Source organism: Acidovorax sp. LjRoot38 (assembly GCF_964252975.1).
In the GTDB taxonomy this organism is placed as follows: Bacteria; Pseudomonadota; Gammaproteobacteria; order Burkholderiales; family Burkholderiaceae_C; genus Acidovorax; species Acidovorax facilis.
In genome coordinates this window covers 344215-358250 of sequence record NZ_CAXUPT020000002.1, presented here as the reverse complement: position 1 = coordinate 358250, position 14036 = coordinate 344215, and the positions used below count along the sequence as shown (strand labels likewise).

General features: G+C 66.2%; 14 protein-coding genes. 5 read left to right on the top strand and 9 right to left on the bottom strand.

Going from position 1 to position 14036, the window contains the following annotated elements; genetic code table 11:
- Positions 1-7 precede the first annotated feature (7 nt).
- Positions 8-1885, bottom strand: a complete 1878-nt coding sequence (gene ggt, locus ACSQ22_RS04180; protein WP_228897009.1) for a gamma-glutamyltransferase — start codon at positions 1883-1885, stop codon at positions 8-10.
- Positions 1886-2120: 235 nt separating this feature from the next.
- Here ggt and ACSQ22_RS04175 point away from each other — a divergent pair, with 235 nt between their 5' ends.
- Entirely contained in the window at positions 2121-2582 is a 462-nt protein-coding gene (locus ACSQ22_RS04175; protein ID WP_055395804.1) for an Lrp/AsnC family transcriptional regulator, read from the top strand.
- Between the two features lie 36 nt (positions 2583-2618).
- On the opposite strand, the gene ACSQ22_RS04170 is transcribed toward ACSQ22_RS04175, so the two are convergent.
- The 4 genes from ACSQ22_RS04170 to ACSQ22_RS04155 all read right to left on the bottom strand — a co-directional run bounded on the left by ACSQ22_RS04170 (position 2619) and on the right by ACSQ22_RS04155 (position 5440).
- The gene (locus ACSQ22_RS04170) at positions 2619-3131 is read right to left on the bottom strand and encodes a DUF1993 domain-containing protein (RefSeq protein ID WP_055395783.1); all 513 of its coding nucleotides are present in this window, start codon (positions 3129-3131) and stop codon (positions 2619-2621) included.
- Between the two features lie 101 nt (positions 3132-3232).
- Positions 3233-3472 carry a hypothetical protein gene (locus ACSQ22_RS04165; RefSeq protein ID WP_055395781.1) on the bottom strand — a complete coding sequence of 80 codons (240 nt, stop codon included), beginning with the start codon at positions 3470-3472 and terminating at the stop codon, positions 3233-3235.
- A 72-nt stretch (positions 3473-3544) separates the two neighbouring features.
- On the bottom strand, positions 3545-3988 hold the full coding sequence (locus tag ACSQ22_RS04160) for a hypothetical protein (protein WP_121508001.1): 444 nt from the start codon (positions 3986-3988) through the stop codon (positions 3545-3547).
- A gap of 183 nt (positions 3989-4171) precedes the next feature.
- Positions 4172-5440 (bottom strand): MFS transporter, encoded by a 1269-nt coding sequence (locus ACSQ22_RS04155; protein WP_121422976.1) that lies wholly within the window; start codon positions 5438-5440, stop codon positions 4172-4174.
- Positions 5441-5505: 65 nt separating this feature from the next.
- On the opposite strand from ACSQ22_RS04155, the gene ACSQ22_RS04150 reads away from it, so the two are divergent.
- The 3 genes from ACSQ22_RS04150 (at position 5506) to ACSQ22_RS04140 (ending at position 8994) form a co-directional block, all read left to right on the top strand.
- Positions 5506-6495: an AraC family transcriptional regulator gene (locus ACSQ22_RS04150; protein ID WP_436129516.1), complete on the top strand. Its 990-nt coding sequence runs from the start codon at positions 5506-5508 to the stop codon at positions 6493-6495.
- 171 nt (positions 6496-6666) lie between these two features.
- Positions 6667-7986, top strand: coding sequence for a hypothetical protein (locus ACSQ22_RS04145; RefSeq protein ID WP_436129515.1), 1320 nt, complete (start codon positions 6667-6669; stop codon positions 7984-7986).
- A 369-nt stretch (positions 7987-8355) separates the two neighbouring features.
- Positions 8356-8994, top strand: a complete 639-nt coding sequence (locus ACSQ22_RS04140) for a flavin reductase family protein (protein ID WP_436129514.1) — start codon at positions 8356-8358, stop codon at positions 8992-8994.
- 13 nt (positions 8995-9007) lie between these two features.
- On the opposite strand, the gene ACSQ22_RS04135 is transcribed toward ACSQ22_RS04140, so the two are convergent.
- Positions 9008-9412, bottom strand: coding sequence for a tautomerase family protein (locus tag ACSQ22_RS04135; protein ID WP_436129513.1), 405 nt, complete (start codon positions 9410-9412; stop codon positions 9008-9010).
- Positions 9413-9579: 167 nt separating this feature from the next.
- Here ACSQ22_RS04135 and ACSQ22_RS04130 point away from each other — a divergent pair, with 167 nt between their 5' ends.
- Positions 9580-10521, top strand: coding sequence for a LysR substrate-binding domain-containing protein (locus ACSQ22_RS04130; protein ID WP_436129512.1), 942 nt, complete (start codon positions 9580-9582; stop codon positions 10519-10521).
- Positions 10522-10944: 423 nt separating this feature from the next.
- On the opposite strand, the gene ACSQ22_RS04125 is transcribed toward ACSQ22_RS04130, so the two are convergent.
- The 3 genes from ACSQ22_RS04125 to lpoB form a co-directional block, all read right to left on the bottom strand.
- Positions 10945-12108, bottom strand: a complete 1164-nt coding sequence (locus ACSQ22_RS04125) for an alpha/beta hydrolase (RefSeq protein ID WP_436129511.1) — start codon at positions 12106-12108, stop codon at positions 10945-10947.
- A gap of 143 nt (positions 12109-12251) precedes the next feature.
- The gene (locus ACSQ22_RS04120; RefSeq protein WP_121508009.1) at positions 12252-13214 is read right to left on the bottom strand and encodes a hypothetical protein; all 963 of its coding nucleotides are present in this window, start codon (positions 13212-13214) and stop codon (positions 12252-12254) included.
- Positions 13215-13406: 192 nt separating this feature from the next.
- Complete coding sequence (lpoB, locus tag ACSQ22_RS04115; protein ID WP_218135467.1) at positions 13407-14024, bottom strand: penicillin-binding protein activator LpoB; 618 nt, start codon at positions 14022-14024, stop codon at positions 13407-13409.
- Positions 14025-14036: the final 12 nt, after the last annotated feature.

Here is a 14036-nt window from a genome sequence, read left to right as displayed (position 1 = left end):
GCGCAGCTCAGTTGTTGCCCAGCGCAATCCCCTCCCGGCGGGGATCGGCGCCGCCGGCATAGGTGCCCGCACCTGGGTTGCGCGACAGCAGGCCCGCATTGCCGTTGGACCGCACACCGTTGAACACCGCTCCATGCAGGCCGCTGGTGAAGGAGTCGGTCTGCGCCACGGTGTGGCCGCGTGCCTTGAGTCCGTCGCGGATGGCAGCGGTGTCGATGAGCGAGCCCTTTTCGATGGACGTGGTGGCGTTGGTCTGCGCACCGAAGTTCGGCAGGTTGATGGCCTGCTGGACGTTCAGGCCCCAGTCCGTCATGCCCAGGATGGTCTTGGCGGTGTACTGGATGATGGCACTGCCTCCTGGCGAGCCGACCACACCTTCGAGGTCGCCCGTGGTGGCGTTGAAGATGATGGTGGGTGCCATGGAACTGCGGGGGCGCTTACCAGCCTGCACGCTGTTAGCAATGGGGTTGCCTGCCGCGTCGGTGGCCGTGAACGAGAAGTCGGTGAGCTGGTTGTTCAGCAAGAAGCCGCGCACCATCTGCAGGCTGCCGAAGCCGTTCTCGATGGTGGTCGTCATGGACACGGCGTTGCCTGCGTTGTCGATGATGGACATGTGCGTGGTCGATGGCAGAGCCAGTGAGCTGTCCTTGCCCGTGGCGCCCGTGACACCCGGCGGGATGCCGGCCACCGGCACGCCCATGCTCTTTTGCAGGCTGATGAGCTTGGCGCGCTCCTTGAGGTAGTCGGCATTGATCAGCCCGGCCTGGGGCACGTTGACGAAGTCAGGGTCGGCCACATACAGCGCGCGGTCGGCATAGGCCAGGCGATAGGCTTCGGACACCAGGTGCACCGAGTCCAGCGTGTTGGGCTTCATGGCCGCCAGGTCAAAGCCCTGCAGCATGCCCAGCGTCTGCAGCACCGCGATGCCGCCGGAGCTGGGCGCGGGCATGCCACACACGCGGTACTGCACACGGTAGACGCCGCACACGGGCTCACGCACCTTGTGGGTGTAATCGCTCAGGTCATCGAGCGCGAGCTTGCCGGGGTTGGTGGGATGGCTGACCACCTTGGCCACGATGTCCTTGGCGATGTCCCCCTTGTAGAACGCATCGGCACCGCCCGCTGCAATGGCCTTGAGCGTGGCTGCAAATTCAGGGTTCTTGAGCAGCGTGCCCGCCGCCTTGGCGGTGCCGTCGGCGTTGAGGAAATAGCTGGATCCGGGCTCGCCCTGGGCCTTGATGCGCGCGGCCGACCCGGCAATGGACACACTCATGCGCTGCGAGATCGCAAAGCCGTCTTCGCTGAGCTTGATGGCGGGCTCGAACAGGTCCTTCCAGGGCAGCTTGCCGTGGGCCTTGTGCGCGGCTTCGAGCATGCGCAGCACGCCCGGCGTGCCCACCGACAGGCCGCCGTCCACCGCCGCCAGAAACGCCAGCGGCTTGCCATCGGCGCCGATGAAGAGGTTGGGCGTGGCGGCCTTGGGCGCGGTCTCGCGGCCGTCGTAGGCCAGCAGCTTGTTGGCGCCCTTGTCGTAGTGCAGCATGAAGGCGCCGCCACCAATGCCCGACGACTGCGGTTCCACTAAGTTCAGCACCATCTGCACCGCAATGGCGGCATCTGTGGCCGTGCCGCCCTTGGCCAGGATGTCGACACCTGCCTTTACCGCCAGCGGGTTGGCCGCCGCCACCATGTCCTTGTTGGCATAGCTGATGGTTTTGGGCGTGTAGCCCGAGGGCGGCTCGGGCGGCACGTACTGCTCGGCGGGCTCAGGCGTGGCCACCGGGGTGGTGGGGCCGTCACTGCCGCCACAGGCGGCCAGCACGGCCAATGCGGCAATGCTCAGTCCCAGGGCGTAGGGGTTGCGTCGAAAAACAGAAAGCGACATGGATGAAATCCTTGAAAAAAGGGCGACGGGAGGGGCCAGGAACGGCGTGCCATGGGGAGACAGCGCACCACGCACCGGGTGGATGCACGGTGCGAAATTGCGGGGACTTGACGCAGATTCCGTGCCAACGATGCCTTGACAGTATGTAACGACAGCCCTGAAAAAACTTTGCTTTTATGCCCTGATTAACGCCCAATAAGGGAAACGATTTCTCACATATCCCTTGAAACAGAATCTGGATTCCATTGACCGCCAGCTGCTGGCGATGCTGCAACACAACGCCGAGACGCCGCTGGCCGAGCTGGCCGAGGCCGTGCACCTGTCCAACACGCCCTGCTGGCGGCGCATCCAGTGGCTGCGTGAGAAGGGCTACATCACCCGCCATGTCGCCCTGGTGGACCCGCGCAAGGTGAATGTGGGTGTGACGGTGTTCGTGGCCGTGAAGACCAACCAGCACCACCAGCAATGGTTTGACACCCTGCGGGATGCCGTGATGGGCATCCCCGAGATCGTCGAGTTCTACCGCATGAGCGGGGATGTGGATTACCTGTTGCGCGTGGTGGTGCCCGACATCCGCGCCTACGATTCGGTCTACAAGCGGCTCACGCAGGCCGTGGCGCTGTCAGACGTGAGTTCGAGCTTTGCGATGGAAGAAATCAAGTTCACCACGGCGCTGCCGCTGAACTATGCGCAGTAGCGGCCACCGAGGTGACCGTCTGCGCACAGGCACTGATTAGTACTTGCCCATGTAGTCGCGTTTGCCCAGCTCCACACCGTTGTGCCGCGCAATGGCATAGGTCGCGTTCACGTGGAAGAAGAACTGCGGCAGACCGTAGTGCAGCAGGTAGTGCTCGCCGACGAACTGTTTTTCGCGCGGCGTGCCGGGCTGGATGGTGATCTGGCGTGTGGCGGCATCGGCAAACGCAGCCTCTGGCAGGCCTTCGACAAACGTGAGCACGGTGTCGATGCGTTCATTCAGGTCGGCGAAACCGGGACGCTCGGCGTCGGGGAAGGACGGCACCTCCACCCCGGCCAGGCGCGCCGCCACGCCCTTGGCAAAGTCGCAGGCAATCAGCACCTGGCGCGCCATGGGGAACATGTCGGGGAACAGCCGGGCCTGCAGCAGGGCATCCGGCTCGATCTTGCGCGCCGTGGCATGGGCCTCGGTCTTGGCCAGCACGTCTTTCAGGGAGCCCAGCATCTGGCGAAAGACGGGGATGCTGGCGTTGTAGATGGGGTGGGTCATGGGGTGTCCTGGAAATGGTGTGAGGCAGCAGCAGGGGCCACTTGTTGCCCCATCGCCGGGCCGCATTGCAACACACCCCACCCAGGCTTGCAGCTGAAAGGTCAAGCAGGCCGCGACTGGGCCAGTGCAATGGCCGCCTGGATCGCTGCGCGGGCCTGGGGGCTGTTCTTCCAGCAGGTGGAGCCCACCATGGCCGAGGCCGTGGAAACAATGTCCAGGGCATTGGCCTTGCCCAGATGCGCCAGCGATTCAAAGCCCATCTGTTCAAGCCGGGCGACGACGGTCGGCCCCACGCCCTTCACGTTGAGCAAGGCGCGGCGTTCTTCAAGGGGAAATGGCATGGCAGGAGTATGCGGGAGCCTAAGAGTTGTCGGACTGAGAGATCGTCGGCTGCAAATCGACCGCGACGATATTTAACGTCCACCCCCGCCCCTGCGCCTCATCGCCAGCACTCCGAAAGCCACCGCCACACCAAAAACCACGTGCACCACCAGGCTCGGCAGCACCACGGCCAGCCCCAGGCTCCAGGGCAATGGGTCACCAAAGTAGATCGGGAGCGCCAGCGAGTTGACGGTTGCGTAATAGAGTGCACCGTAGACAGCACCCACACCCAGCGCCCCGCCTGTGACCATACGGTGCAGTGGCAACACTACCAGGGGAAGGGCAGACACCCAGCCTAGAACCAGGTGTTGAACGAATAGCGCGACGGGCCCGGGCTGCGCAAGGTACAGGGCCGCAAACTTGGGGCCGTAGTGCCCGACGCGCATCTCCAGCAGCCGAAAGAGCCAGCCCGCCGGCATCATGGCCAGCGCAGCGAAGGTGCCCGCCGCGATGGATTCCAAAGCAATCTTGCGCATGGGTGTGTACGAAAAGGGCAATGAAGGGTTGGTGACCAAAAGCAGCAAGCTCCGTTGCGGCCAAGCCCCGGCTGGGGCTACCGGCGCGGGGCGCGCGTTCAGCCTGGCATTAGAACGCGTTCGACCTGTCTCTCGACAGCCTCGCCAGCGCGGCGGGAGTGCCCGTAGCTGCCCCAGCGTCCTTCAGACCGCCGTCGCCAGGGGCCTGGCAGCCCGTGCCGCAACCCCCACCCCCACCAGCGCCGCCGACACCACACTCAGCGCCAGCGTGAAGGCCGAGCCGTAGAAGATGCCCGAGGTCATGCCGTGGTCCAGCATGGCGCCAAACACCGGGGCGGCCAGGCAAAAGCCCAGGTCCAGACCCGAATACACGGTACCGTACACACGGCCCGTGGCGCCCGGGGGCGCAGCGCGCTTGATCAGCATGTCGCGCGAAGGGCCGGCCAGGCCTGTGCCAAGGCCAGCCACCGAAGCCACCACCACGGCTGCCATGGCGGGCAGGAGCCCCAGGCCCACCACCACCAGCAGCGCGGCCGAGCCGAGCAGGCACACCGAGATGATCTTCTCCAGCCGCTGCACACGCCCCACCAGGAAGCCGCCGATCAACATGCCCACCGCGCCGCACAGCATGTAGCCCGTGACCACCATGGCCGTGATGCTCAGCGGCAGGCCATACATGGACTGCAGCGCCGGGCTGGCAAAGCTCTGGATGGCACTCAGGGCGCAGGTGCTCCAGAAGAAGAACGAGAAACACAGCCACACCGAGGGCAGCTTGAGGAAGGCCATGGGGTGCTCGGGCTTGGCAGCCCCTGCCCCGCCCTTGGCCTGGTGCGCCCAGGCGCCCTGGCGGTCGTCCAGCGCATCGCGGTTCCAGACCATGATGGCCAGCACCACCAGGGCGAACAGCCCACCGCACAGGCAGGCCGTGCGCCACGAGCCCGTGGCCGTGGCAATGCCCGCCATGAACACGGGCGCCGTGGCCCAGCCCAGGTTGCCGCTGATGCCGTGCACCGAAAAGCCATGCCCCAGGCGCTGCGGCGACACGCGTTTGTTCAGGATCGTGAAGTCCACCGGGTGGAACGGCGCATTGCCCAGACCGGCCAGCGCGGCCGCCAGCAACAGGCCCCAGTAGCCCTGCGCCGTGCCCGCCGCCAGGCCCGCTGCTGCAAAACTCGACAGCGCAAAAAACATCACCGGCCGCGCGCCCACGCGGTCCACGATGAAGCCCGACAGCGCCTGGCCCACGCCCGAGATCACAAAAAACACCGACACCAGCAGGCCGAGCTCGGAATAGCTGAAGCCAAACTCGCCGATCAGCCACGGGAACAGCGGCGGCAGCAGCATGTGGAAGAAATGCGAGCTGCCATGGGCCAGGCCAACGAGGCCGATGGTGCGGGCGTCCTGCCGCAAGGGCACGGGGTTGGCGGTGGCGCCAGAGGATGAAGCGGTCATGGGCTTGATCTTAGGCACGCAGGCTTCGGCAGGTTTACGATAGGCGGCCAACTTCTATCGCAAACATGCCAAACCCTGCCGCCGCACCCGCCCCATCCCCCGAGCCGGTGGTGGAGCACTTTGCCGCCCAGGTTGTGCCCCGTCCAAAAAGCGGGAGCTCGCGCGGAGCGGGGCGCGGGATGTCGTACGTGGGCTCGCTCACGCCCGAGCTGTTTGTGCCTATCCCCGCCCGCCCGGTGCGCGCCAAGCTGCGCTGGCTGGCAGCCGACACCCAGGTGATGCCCCACAGCCACCCCTGGGCGCAGGTGGCGATCTCCACCACGGGCGTGATCCGGCTCACGGTGAACCACGGCACCTACATCGTTCCGCCGTCGCGCGCGCTCTGGATTCCACCCGGCGTGGAACATGCCGTGACCATGGTGGAAGACGCCGACCTGCGCACGCTGTACTTCCACCAGCCGCGCGGCCGGTGCGGCCCGGGCGCCCTCGGCGGCGATGGCGCCGGCCCCAGTCATCGCGGCGAAGACGATTCGGCCGCCTGGCGCCAGTGCCGCGTACTGGAGGTGTCCGACCTGCTGCGCTCGCTGGTGCGCGAGATGCCCACCACGCCCGACGGCGGCCCCGCTCTCACGCCCGCCCAGCGGCTGCGCGAGCAGCACCTGAGCGCCCTCATCCGCGATGAACTGGCCCGCGCCGCCGCCGTGAAGCTGGGCGTGGACCTGCCCCAGGACAAGCGTCTGCGCCACCTGTGCGAGGCCGTGCTGGCCGACCCCACGCGCCATGAAACACTGGCCGACTGGGCGCAGGACACCGGCGCCAGCCCGCGCACAGTGGCACGGCTGTTCCGTTCCGAACTGGGCAGCACCTTCACCCAGTGGCGCCAGCAGGTCATCCTGGCCAAGGCCGTGTCGCTGGCTGCCGGGCGCATGCCCATGGGCCAGATCGCCGCCGAGCTGGGCTACAGCCCCAGCGCGTTCAGCGCGATGGTGCGCAAGTCGGTGGGGCAGCCACCGGGGCGGTTTCTGGGGCAGCAACACCCGGCGCCTGAGCAATAGAGGCTGTGCAAGGCTGCACCACCGGCCTACGCGCGCGTGAAAGGGCTCAAAACGGCGCGCTCCTGACGCGCCAACGGCGTCTTGTCCTTCGAACTTGTCGCTGCCCGCCTACGTTTGGAAACATGTGTTGCGCCCACAGTGAGTTCATCCCTAGCACCAGGTTTGAACCCCATGACAAAACAGATTCGCCACCATGTGGCAGCCCTTTTCCTGCTTCTTCCCATCGCCAGCGCCCTGATGGTCGCTCCAGGTACGGTCATGGCGCAGCCCGCCGCCCCTGAATTGCGATCACTGCAGGTAGCGACAGACGACGGTCTGCGGGCCGGCGCCGACCTGCAGTTCACGGTAGAAGGCACACCGCGGGGCAAGGTTCAGCTCCGTGTGGCTGGCGTGCCCCGCGCCATCGTGCTGCAGGAAACCGAACGGGGCGTGTACACGGGCAGCTACACAGTCCGCCGCCAGGACCGGCTCAACGAAGGCAGCGCCGTGCGCGCCACGCTGAAGGTGCGCAACCGCACCATCACCAGCAACTACACGCTTCCGGCCAACATTGGTGACCGGAACGTGGTGGCCGCACCGCCACCCGGACTGAAGATCGACCGTTTCTCGGTCGCCCCCATTGACAAGATGGAGCCCGGCGCGGAATTGCGCTTTACGCTGAACGGCGCGCCCGGAGGCCGGGCGGATTTCGACATTCCCGGTGTCATCGACAACGTGCCGATGCGCGAGGTATCGCCCGGCGTGTATGAGGGCGCGTACACCATCCGCCGCATGGACAACTTGGCGCCATCGCGGCCCACGGTCGCCACCCTGCGTGTCGGGGACCGCACGGTTTCGTCAACCCTGACCCAGCCTTTGATCGCCGATGCCAAGCCGCCGGTGATTCGCCACGTGTCGCCGCGCGACGGGGAAACGGTCCCGCGCAGTGCGGCCACTTCGGTGTCCGGCACGTTTGATGACGTCGGTGGTGTGGGTGTAGACCCCAAAAGCGTTCGCATCGTGATCGCGGGTCGCGATGTCACGTCCGCCTCGCAGGTCACGCCGCAGTTTTTCACCTACCGCGCTGACCTGCCCACCGGCCGGTATCCGGTCGAAGTGACCGCCCGGGACCTGGTGGGCAACGGCATGCGCCAGAACTGGACCTTCAACATCGCTTCGCAAGTGAATGCCGCGCCCACCACGGTGCAGCTGCAGGTGACCAGCCACGCCAACCATGCCACAGTGGACAGAGGCGCCGTGGTCGTGCGCGGCCGCACCGTGCCTGGCGCGGTGGTGGATGTCAAGGTGAATGCGGTCGGCACGCTCGTCGGCGCGTTTGGCCTGAACCAGGAATTGCTGTCGCAGCGTGTGCAGGCAGATGGCAACGGTGACTTCTCGTTCAGCTTCACATCGCAAATACCGCTACCCGGCACACGCTACGAAGTGACGATGAACGCCGAAAGGGGCGGCATGGCCCCGACAGAGACCCAGCTGGTGCTGTTCCAGAAATAAGGCGCTGCCGGCACCTCGGCGGTGACGCGAAATCGCCGACTACCCATGGACCCCTCGCGGGTCCATTTTTTTGGGCGGAGCCTTTGCGGCCTGCCACCCGGGCATGGGGGCGGCTGATAGCCCTGGCCTTCGGTCTTACGTGTTGATCACCGCCAAAGCCACTGCGCCAGTGGGCGCCACCCCTTTTTGATAGAAATAGCCCCCTAGCGCTTGACCATAAGGCGCTTTTAGCTATTACTTTAGTAGCATCTTTGAAATCCCGGTGACTGCCTCCCGCAGAAGCCGGAGGTAATGTACGACCCGGAGACTGCGCGGTGAAAGGAACACCCGCTGCAGCGTGCACATCCCCATCCACCTCACTGCACCCCCATGACCACCGCCCCACCCCGCCGCGATGACATCCACAGCTACGAGCCCCGCCTGGGCCACGGCCTGCCGCACGACCCGTTCAACGCCATCGTGGGGCCGCGCCCCATTGGCTGGATTGCCACGCAGAACGCGCAGGGCGCCACCAACCTGGCGCCCTACAGTTTTTTCAACGCCTTCAACTACGTGCCGCCCATCGTGGGCTTTGCCAGCATCGGCTTCAAAGACACGGTGCGCAACGTGCAGGAGACGGGCGAGTTCGTGTGGAACCTGGCCACGCGCGATTTGGCCGACGTGATGAACCAAAGCTGCGCCGCTGTGCCGCCCGAGGTCAGCGAGTTCGCGCTGACGGGACTCACCCCCCTGCCCTCCACTTTGGTCGCACCGCCGCGCGTGGCCGAAAGTCCGGTCACCTTTGAATGCCGCAGCACGCAGATCCTGCAGTTGCAGGGCGTGGACGGCGTCCCGGTGGACACCTGGCTGGTGCTGGGCGAGGTGGTGGCCGTGCACATCGACAAGGCGCTGCTCAAGGACGGGGTGTACGACACAGCGAACGCCGGCCACATCCTGCGCGGCGGGGGCCCGGCCGATTACTTCACGGTGGGGCCGGAGCAGCTGTTCAGGATGTTCCGGCCCCGGTAGCGGGTGCCACAGCTCAGGCTGCGGCCTTGTTCTGCACCAGGTCCATCGCAAACCGCCCGTGGCCCACGGACCAGTCCGAATAGTCGTTCTCGTGCATGAAGATGAACACGTCTGCCGGGGCCACGCCCGCCATGGCCTGCAGGTTGCGCGCAATGGCAGCGTAGAGGGTGCGCTTCATCGCGTCGCTGCGCCCGCGCCGCAGCGTGATCTCGACCACCACCACGCGGTCGGAGCGTGCCACGCCGTTGAAGGTGGGGCTGCAGGCAAATTCACCGGGGGCGTAGCCAGCCACCAGGTTGAACAGCTCGTCCGGCGGCATGCCGATGGCGTCCACCAGGGCCTTGTGAGTGCCTTGCACGATGGCATCGCGCGTGGCGGCGGGGGTGTCCTGCGGAACGTTGGTGCGGATAAAGGGCATCGGTTTTCCTATGTTCATTCAAATCAAATAAAGACATTCAAACCAGCGCTTGCCAATTTGCAAGCATTTCAAGCAGCTATCGCTTGAAATTCCATCTATTTTTGCTATCAGTTTCTTGATTGAAAAGCGATGATTTGGCTGAATTTATGTGCTCTAAAATCACATAGATGAGCCACCGCCTGCCCCCACTGAGTGCCCTGCGCGCGTTCGAGGCCGCCGCCCGGCTGGGCCGCATGACGGCGGCCGCGGACGAGCTGGCAGTCACGCCCGGCGCCATCAGCCGCCAGGTGCGCCAGCTGGAGCAGCACCTGGGCGTGGCCCTGTTTGACGGCACCAAGGCCCGCCCTACCCTCACCCCGGCAGCGCATGTGCTGCAGCCGGTGCTGACCACCGCCTTTGCCCACATCGCCGATGCGGTGCGCGAGGTCAGCGACCCCAGCCGGGGGCCGCTGGACGTGGCCTGCTTCAGCACCTTCACCGTGAAGTGGCTGATCCCCCGGTTGTTCGACTTCCAGGCGCAGCACCCGGGCATCGAGGTGCGCCTGCGCACCACCGACGCAGGCACCGGTGCGGGCCGCATGCACGGCGACCTAGCCATCACTGCCGAAGAGGCCACCGGGGCGTGGGATACCAGCAAGGAACAACGGTTGTTCCCCGAACACCTGGGCCCGGTGTTGAGCCCCGAACTGGCGCAACGGGTGGCGCTGCACCAGCCCGCCGATCTGGTCGACCCGGCCCTCGCTCCCTTGCGCCTGCACACCCGCACGCGGCGCAATGCCTGGGCCATGTGGGGGGCAGCGGCGGGCGCTACCGTGCCGCTGCCCACGCCTTCACAGGCGGGGCCCGAGTTCGAGCACTACTACTTCACGCTGGAGGCCGCCGTGCGCGGGCTGGGCATTGCCGTGGCCCCCTGGCATCTGGTGATGGACGACGTGTTGGCGGGGCGGCTGGTGGCCCCGCTGGGTTTTGTGGCCTCCGGCTATGACTACGTGGTGCGCCGCCGCACCAGCGGCCCCCTGCCCCGGCTGGATGTGTTCTGTGCCTGGCTGCAGGCGCAGGCTCTTGCCAATCCCGTCCCTCCCGGGCCGCAAGGGCCACCGTCGGGCTGAGGGTCCGTTTTTTTACCGCATCGGCAGCAGCGGAGCTGGCTGCTGCACAAGGCAACTTTGCCACAGGCGGTCTTAGAACCTGTTCAAAATCTTTTCGGGGATCGCATTGGAGTGCCATCGTGATGGACGTGGACGCTTCGGATGCGCCGCATGGGCTCATGCCCATGCAAGCAGCTGAGGTGTCCAATCGCCCGATTTCACTCCAACCCTGCGGGCAAGTGCCTTGCCGGGCGGTCTGCGGCGTTGCGGCGCTTGCCAATAGCCAAGCTATTGGCTGCACCCCGCGCCTTGCATCCCATCCCGGCAAGGTACTTGTGCGACCCCGAAAAGATTTTGAACAGGTTCTTAGGTCTGCTGGCGCCCGCGCCAAAAGCGCAAGCAGCCATCAACCCAATAGCAAACTGTCTGCGGTGCGATCCTGGCTCAGGGAACGCCCACTGATGGCAACAGCATCAGCGGCCGGTCCAGCAGCGGCGCGCACAGCCCTGAGGCCGGGTTGCGCGCCCATTGCTCGATCCAGGCCCAGACCAGCTGCACGCCGTCTGTGAGCGGCCCCGCACCGCGCTGCAAGCCGTGGTTGGCGCCGTCCAGGCGGCGCGCGCAATAGGGCACGGTGCGCAAGGAGGCCAGCTCTGCAAAACGCTCGTAGGCCGCAAGGGGCACCAGCGCATCGTCGCCACCCCACACCTGCAGCAACGGCCAGGGGCTTCGCACCAGCGGCAGGGTCAAGGACCAGTTCCACAGGTCGCGCCAGTAGCCCAGGCTGCGGCCCTGCGCTACGGCGCTGTCGGGGCTGCGTCCAGCCACCACGCGGCCCAGTTCCTCCCAGTCGGCTTGCGCCCCCAGGCGCTGGGCTTGCAGGGCTCCCGCCTCCTGCGGATCAAGGCCACTGGACGCCAGCACCACCAGGCCCGCGAGTTGCGGAACCTCGGGCGCCAGGGCGGGCAGCAGTTCGGCGCCTTCGGAGATGCCCACCAGCAGTTGCGGCAGCGCGGGTGCGCCTTCGCGCGCGCGTTGCTGCGCATCGGCCACCAACGCCGCACGGGCGTGGGCCAGCCAGCTGGAGAGGCGGTCTTGCTGCACGAAGTCGCGTGCGCAGTCAGCGGGCGCCGTGCGCGCCTGCGGGTCCACGCCGGGCTTGTGCAACACCAGCACCTGGGCATGCAGCAGGCCGGCAAAGTAGCGGTCGGCAATCGGCCCCATGCCCGCGCAGCCGGAGCCGGGGATGACGATCACGCGATAGCGCAGCGAGGCGGTGCGCTCGCTGCGCGTGAGGGCCAGGAGCGTGGCGCCATCAGCGCCTGGCAAGGGCCGCAGAGCAAAGCGCTCCGCAGGGGGTGGCGTCTGGGTGGCTGCAGAAGCCTCCTGTGCATTGGCCTGTGCAGGCGCCGTGGGCGTCTCTGTGGAAGCCTCCGGCCCGTACACATTCACCAGTGATTCAGACGCGGCCGCCGCATAGAACGGCGGGGGCGAGGCGCAGCCACCCAGCACCACGGCAATGACCGTGGCGACGAAAAACGCCAGCACCGGGCTGGCCAGGGGCCGCAAAGGTGCGGCAGAAGCAGAAAGGTGTTTTACGTTGAGCACAGGCCACAGTCTGGCATGACTGCGACCACCCCGGGCGCTGCACCTGCTACGGGTGCGCCGCCCCGCGCGAGATGCCGAGCAAGAGGCGGCTGCCTCCGGCGGTCGGTACCGAGCGGCAGCGCCTCTGGGGGTTGCCGCCCCTGCTACTTCAAGATGAGGACTTGCTCAGGCTGCTGGGGCTGCGGCATGGGCATGGGCTGGCCGCCCTGTTGGTAGACCACGGGCGGGCGCACGCCGCGCGACAGGTTGGCGTCGGTGTAGCCCAGCTGCATGGCGAGCTGCTGGTACACGTCCTGCGCGAGCGACAGCGAGGTTTCGCGCATCACCTTGGCGCGGTTGGGGGGGGCGATGTCACCACGGATCGACAAAATCTTGGTGTCGTTGCCTTCGCCCTGGGCAGAGAACGCGGCCTTGATCTCGTAGGTCTTGGTGTTGATGAGCGAGAAGTCGGCCAGGAGCTGCAGGCCGTACTGGCGCGTGGCGCTGGTGGTGCCTTGCAGGGGCGAGAGCGCGTCGGTGAAGTCGATGCTGGAGACCACGCCGAACAGCACGTAGTCGGCGCCGTTGAACTCGCCCTTCTTGATGCGGCTGATCACGTCGTTGACCTGGGGCTGAACCTGCGGCGTGGCCATCTTGCCGCCCTGCACCTGGTTGAGCACCTGCTCGGCCTTGCTCGGCTGGGGCTTGCCTGCGTCAAAGCCCTTGCCCTGGATCAGGCGGAAGTACGTGCCCTGCAGGATGGCGCCCTTGATGTCGTTGGTGTAGCCGCCCAGCTCGCGCTGCTCGATGTAGCTGTAGCGCCCGGCCACGTAGGTGCCGCTGGCCTGCTCGGACGCCTGCATCGAGTGGCTGCCCGAGTGCGAGCCGCCACCGCCATAGGGGCCGTGGCTGTAGCCACCGCTGTGGCTGCCGCCTGCGCTCATCTGGCTGCTGCGCTGGTAGGTGCCGGCCACAAAGTATTCGGACACGCGCTGGGCATAGGCCAGGTCGGTCACGGCGATCTTGGGCGCCGCGCCCGGCTGCTGCGCCTGGGCGCCCGTGCCCCAGGCCATGGTGGTGGCGGCGATCACGGCCAGGGCCGTGTGCAAAGTGGTTCTGCGTTGCATGGTGTGCTCCTTGTGAGCTAACGGAAAGTCATGAATTCATCGAGCGATGTGGCCTCAGCACCGACATCCTTCGAAACTGGCGCGGCCCAGGCCAGCGGCCGCCGTGCAAGGGCCGCCCCGCCGCACTGGCGGCGTCCCCCTTCCCGCGCGCAGCGCGAGAGAAAGGGGGAAGCGGCGCAGCCGCTCAGGGGGTTACCTCTTACTCGTCTTCCGGATTTCCTTTTCGTCCTGCCACTCGATCGTGCCTTCCTGCACATCAAACAGCTTGAGCGTGAACTTGTAGTACACGTCCTTGGTCGCGTTGTTCTGCTTGACGATGCTGGTCAGCTCGCCTTCCATGCTGTACTTGGCGGCCGTCATCTGGCCGACCTTGGCGGTGGTGCCTTGCTTGTACAGACCGCTCTGGTTCTGGCGCTGCAGCTCGTCCACACCGGCCTGCATCTCGTTGATGGAGCGCACGAAACGCACCTTGCCCGACTTGACCAGCGAGGTCTGGATCGAGTTCATCACGTTGGTGGTGTCGATGTATTCGCTGGTCTTGTTCTTCACGGTGGAGATCGTCACCGTGGGGCGGCCCTGGAAGATGCCGGTTTCGAGCAAACCGCCGGTCATCTTCTCGGCAATCATCTGCAGGTCGGTGGAGCCGAATTCGTTGGTCACCAGCTCGACGGCCTTGGCATCGCCGTAGTTGACCTGGCGGTCAAAACGCACGGTGGGCGAGGACAGGTTCTGGCAGGCCGACAGGGCCAGGGTGCTGGCCGCAAAGGCCAGGACCAGCGCGCTGCGCTGGATGCGGTTCTTGGTGTTCATGTTGGTTTACTC

Coding starts and splice junctions, on each gene's coding strand:
- ACSQ22_RS04170 (WP_055395783.1), bottom strand. CDS start 3,131: ATGACCCACCCCATCTACAACGCCAGCATCCCCGTCTTTCGCCAGATG.
- lpoB (WP_218135467.1), bottom strand. CDS start 14,024: ATGAACACCAAGAACCGCATCCAGCGCAGCGCGCTGGTCCTGGCCTTT.
- ggt (WP_228897009.1), bottom strand. CDS start 1,885: ATGTCGCTTTCTGTTTTTCGACGCAACCCCTACGCCCTGGGACTGAGC.
- ACSQ22_RS04135 (WP_436129513.1), bottom strand. CDS start 9,412: ATGCCCTTTATCCGCACCAACGTTCCGCAGGACACCCCCGCCGCCACG.
- ACSQ22_RS04165 (WP_055395781.1), bottom strand. CDS start 3,472: ATGCCATTTCCCCTTGAAGAACGCCGCGCCTTGCTCAACGTGAAGGGC.
- ACSQ22_RS04130 (WP_436129512.1), top strand. CDS start 9,580: ATGAGCCACCGCCTGCCCCCACTGAGTGCCCTGCGCGCGTTCGAGGCC.
- ACSQ22_RS04145 (WP_436129515.1), top strand. CDS start 6,667: ATGACAAAACAGATTCGCCACCATGTGGCAGCCCTTTTCCTGCTTCTT.
- ACSQ22_RS04155 (WP_121422976.1), bottom strand. CDS start 5,440: ATGACCGCTTCATCCTCTGGCGCCACCGCCAACCCCGTGCCCTTGCGG.
- ACSQ22_RS04140 (WP_436129514.1), top strand. CDS start 8,356: ATGACCACCGCCCCACCCCGCCGCGATGACATCCACAGCTACGAGCCC.
- ACSQ22_RS04150 (WP_436129516.1), top strand. CDS start 5,506: ATGCCAAACCCTGCCGCCGCACCCGCCCCATCCCCCGAGCCGGTGGTG.
- ACSQ22_RS04160 (WP_121508001.1), bottom strand. CDS start 3,988: ATGCGCAAGATTGCTTTGGAATCCATCGCGGCGGGCACCTTCGCTGCG.
- ACSQ22_RS04120 (WP_121508009.1), bottom strand. CDS start 13,214: ATGCAACGCAGAACCACTTTGCACACGGCCCTGGCCGTGATCGCCGCC.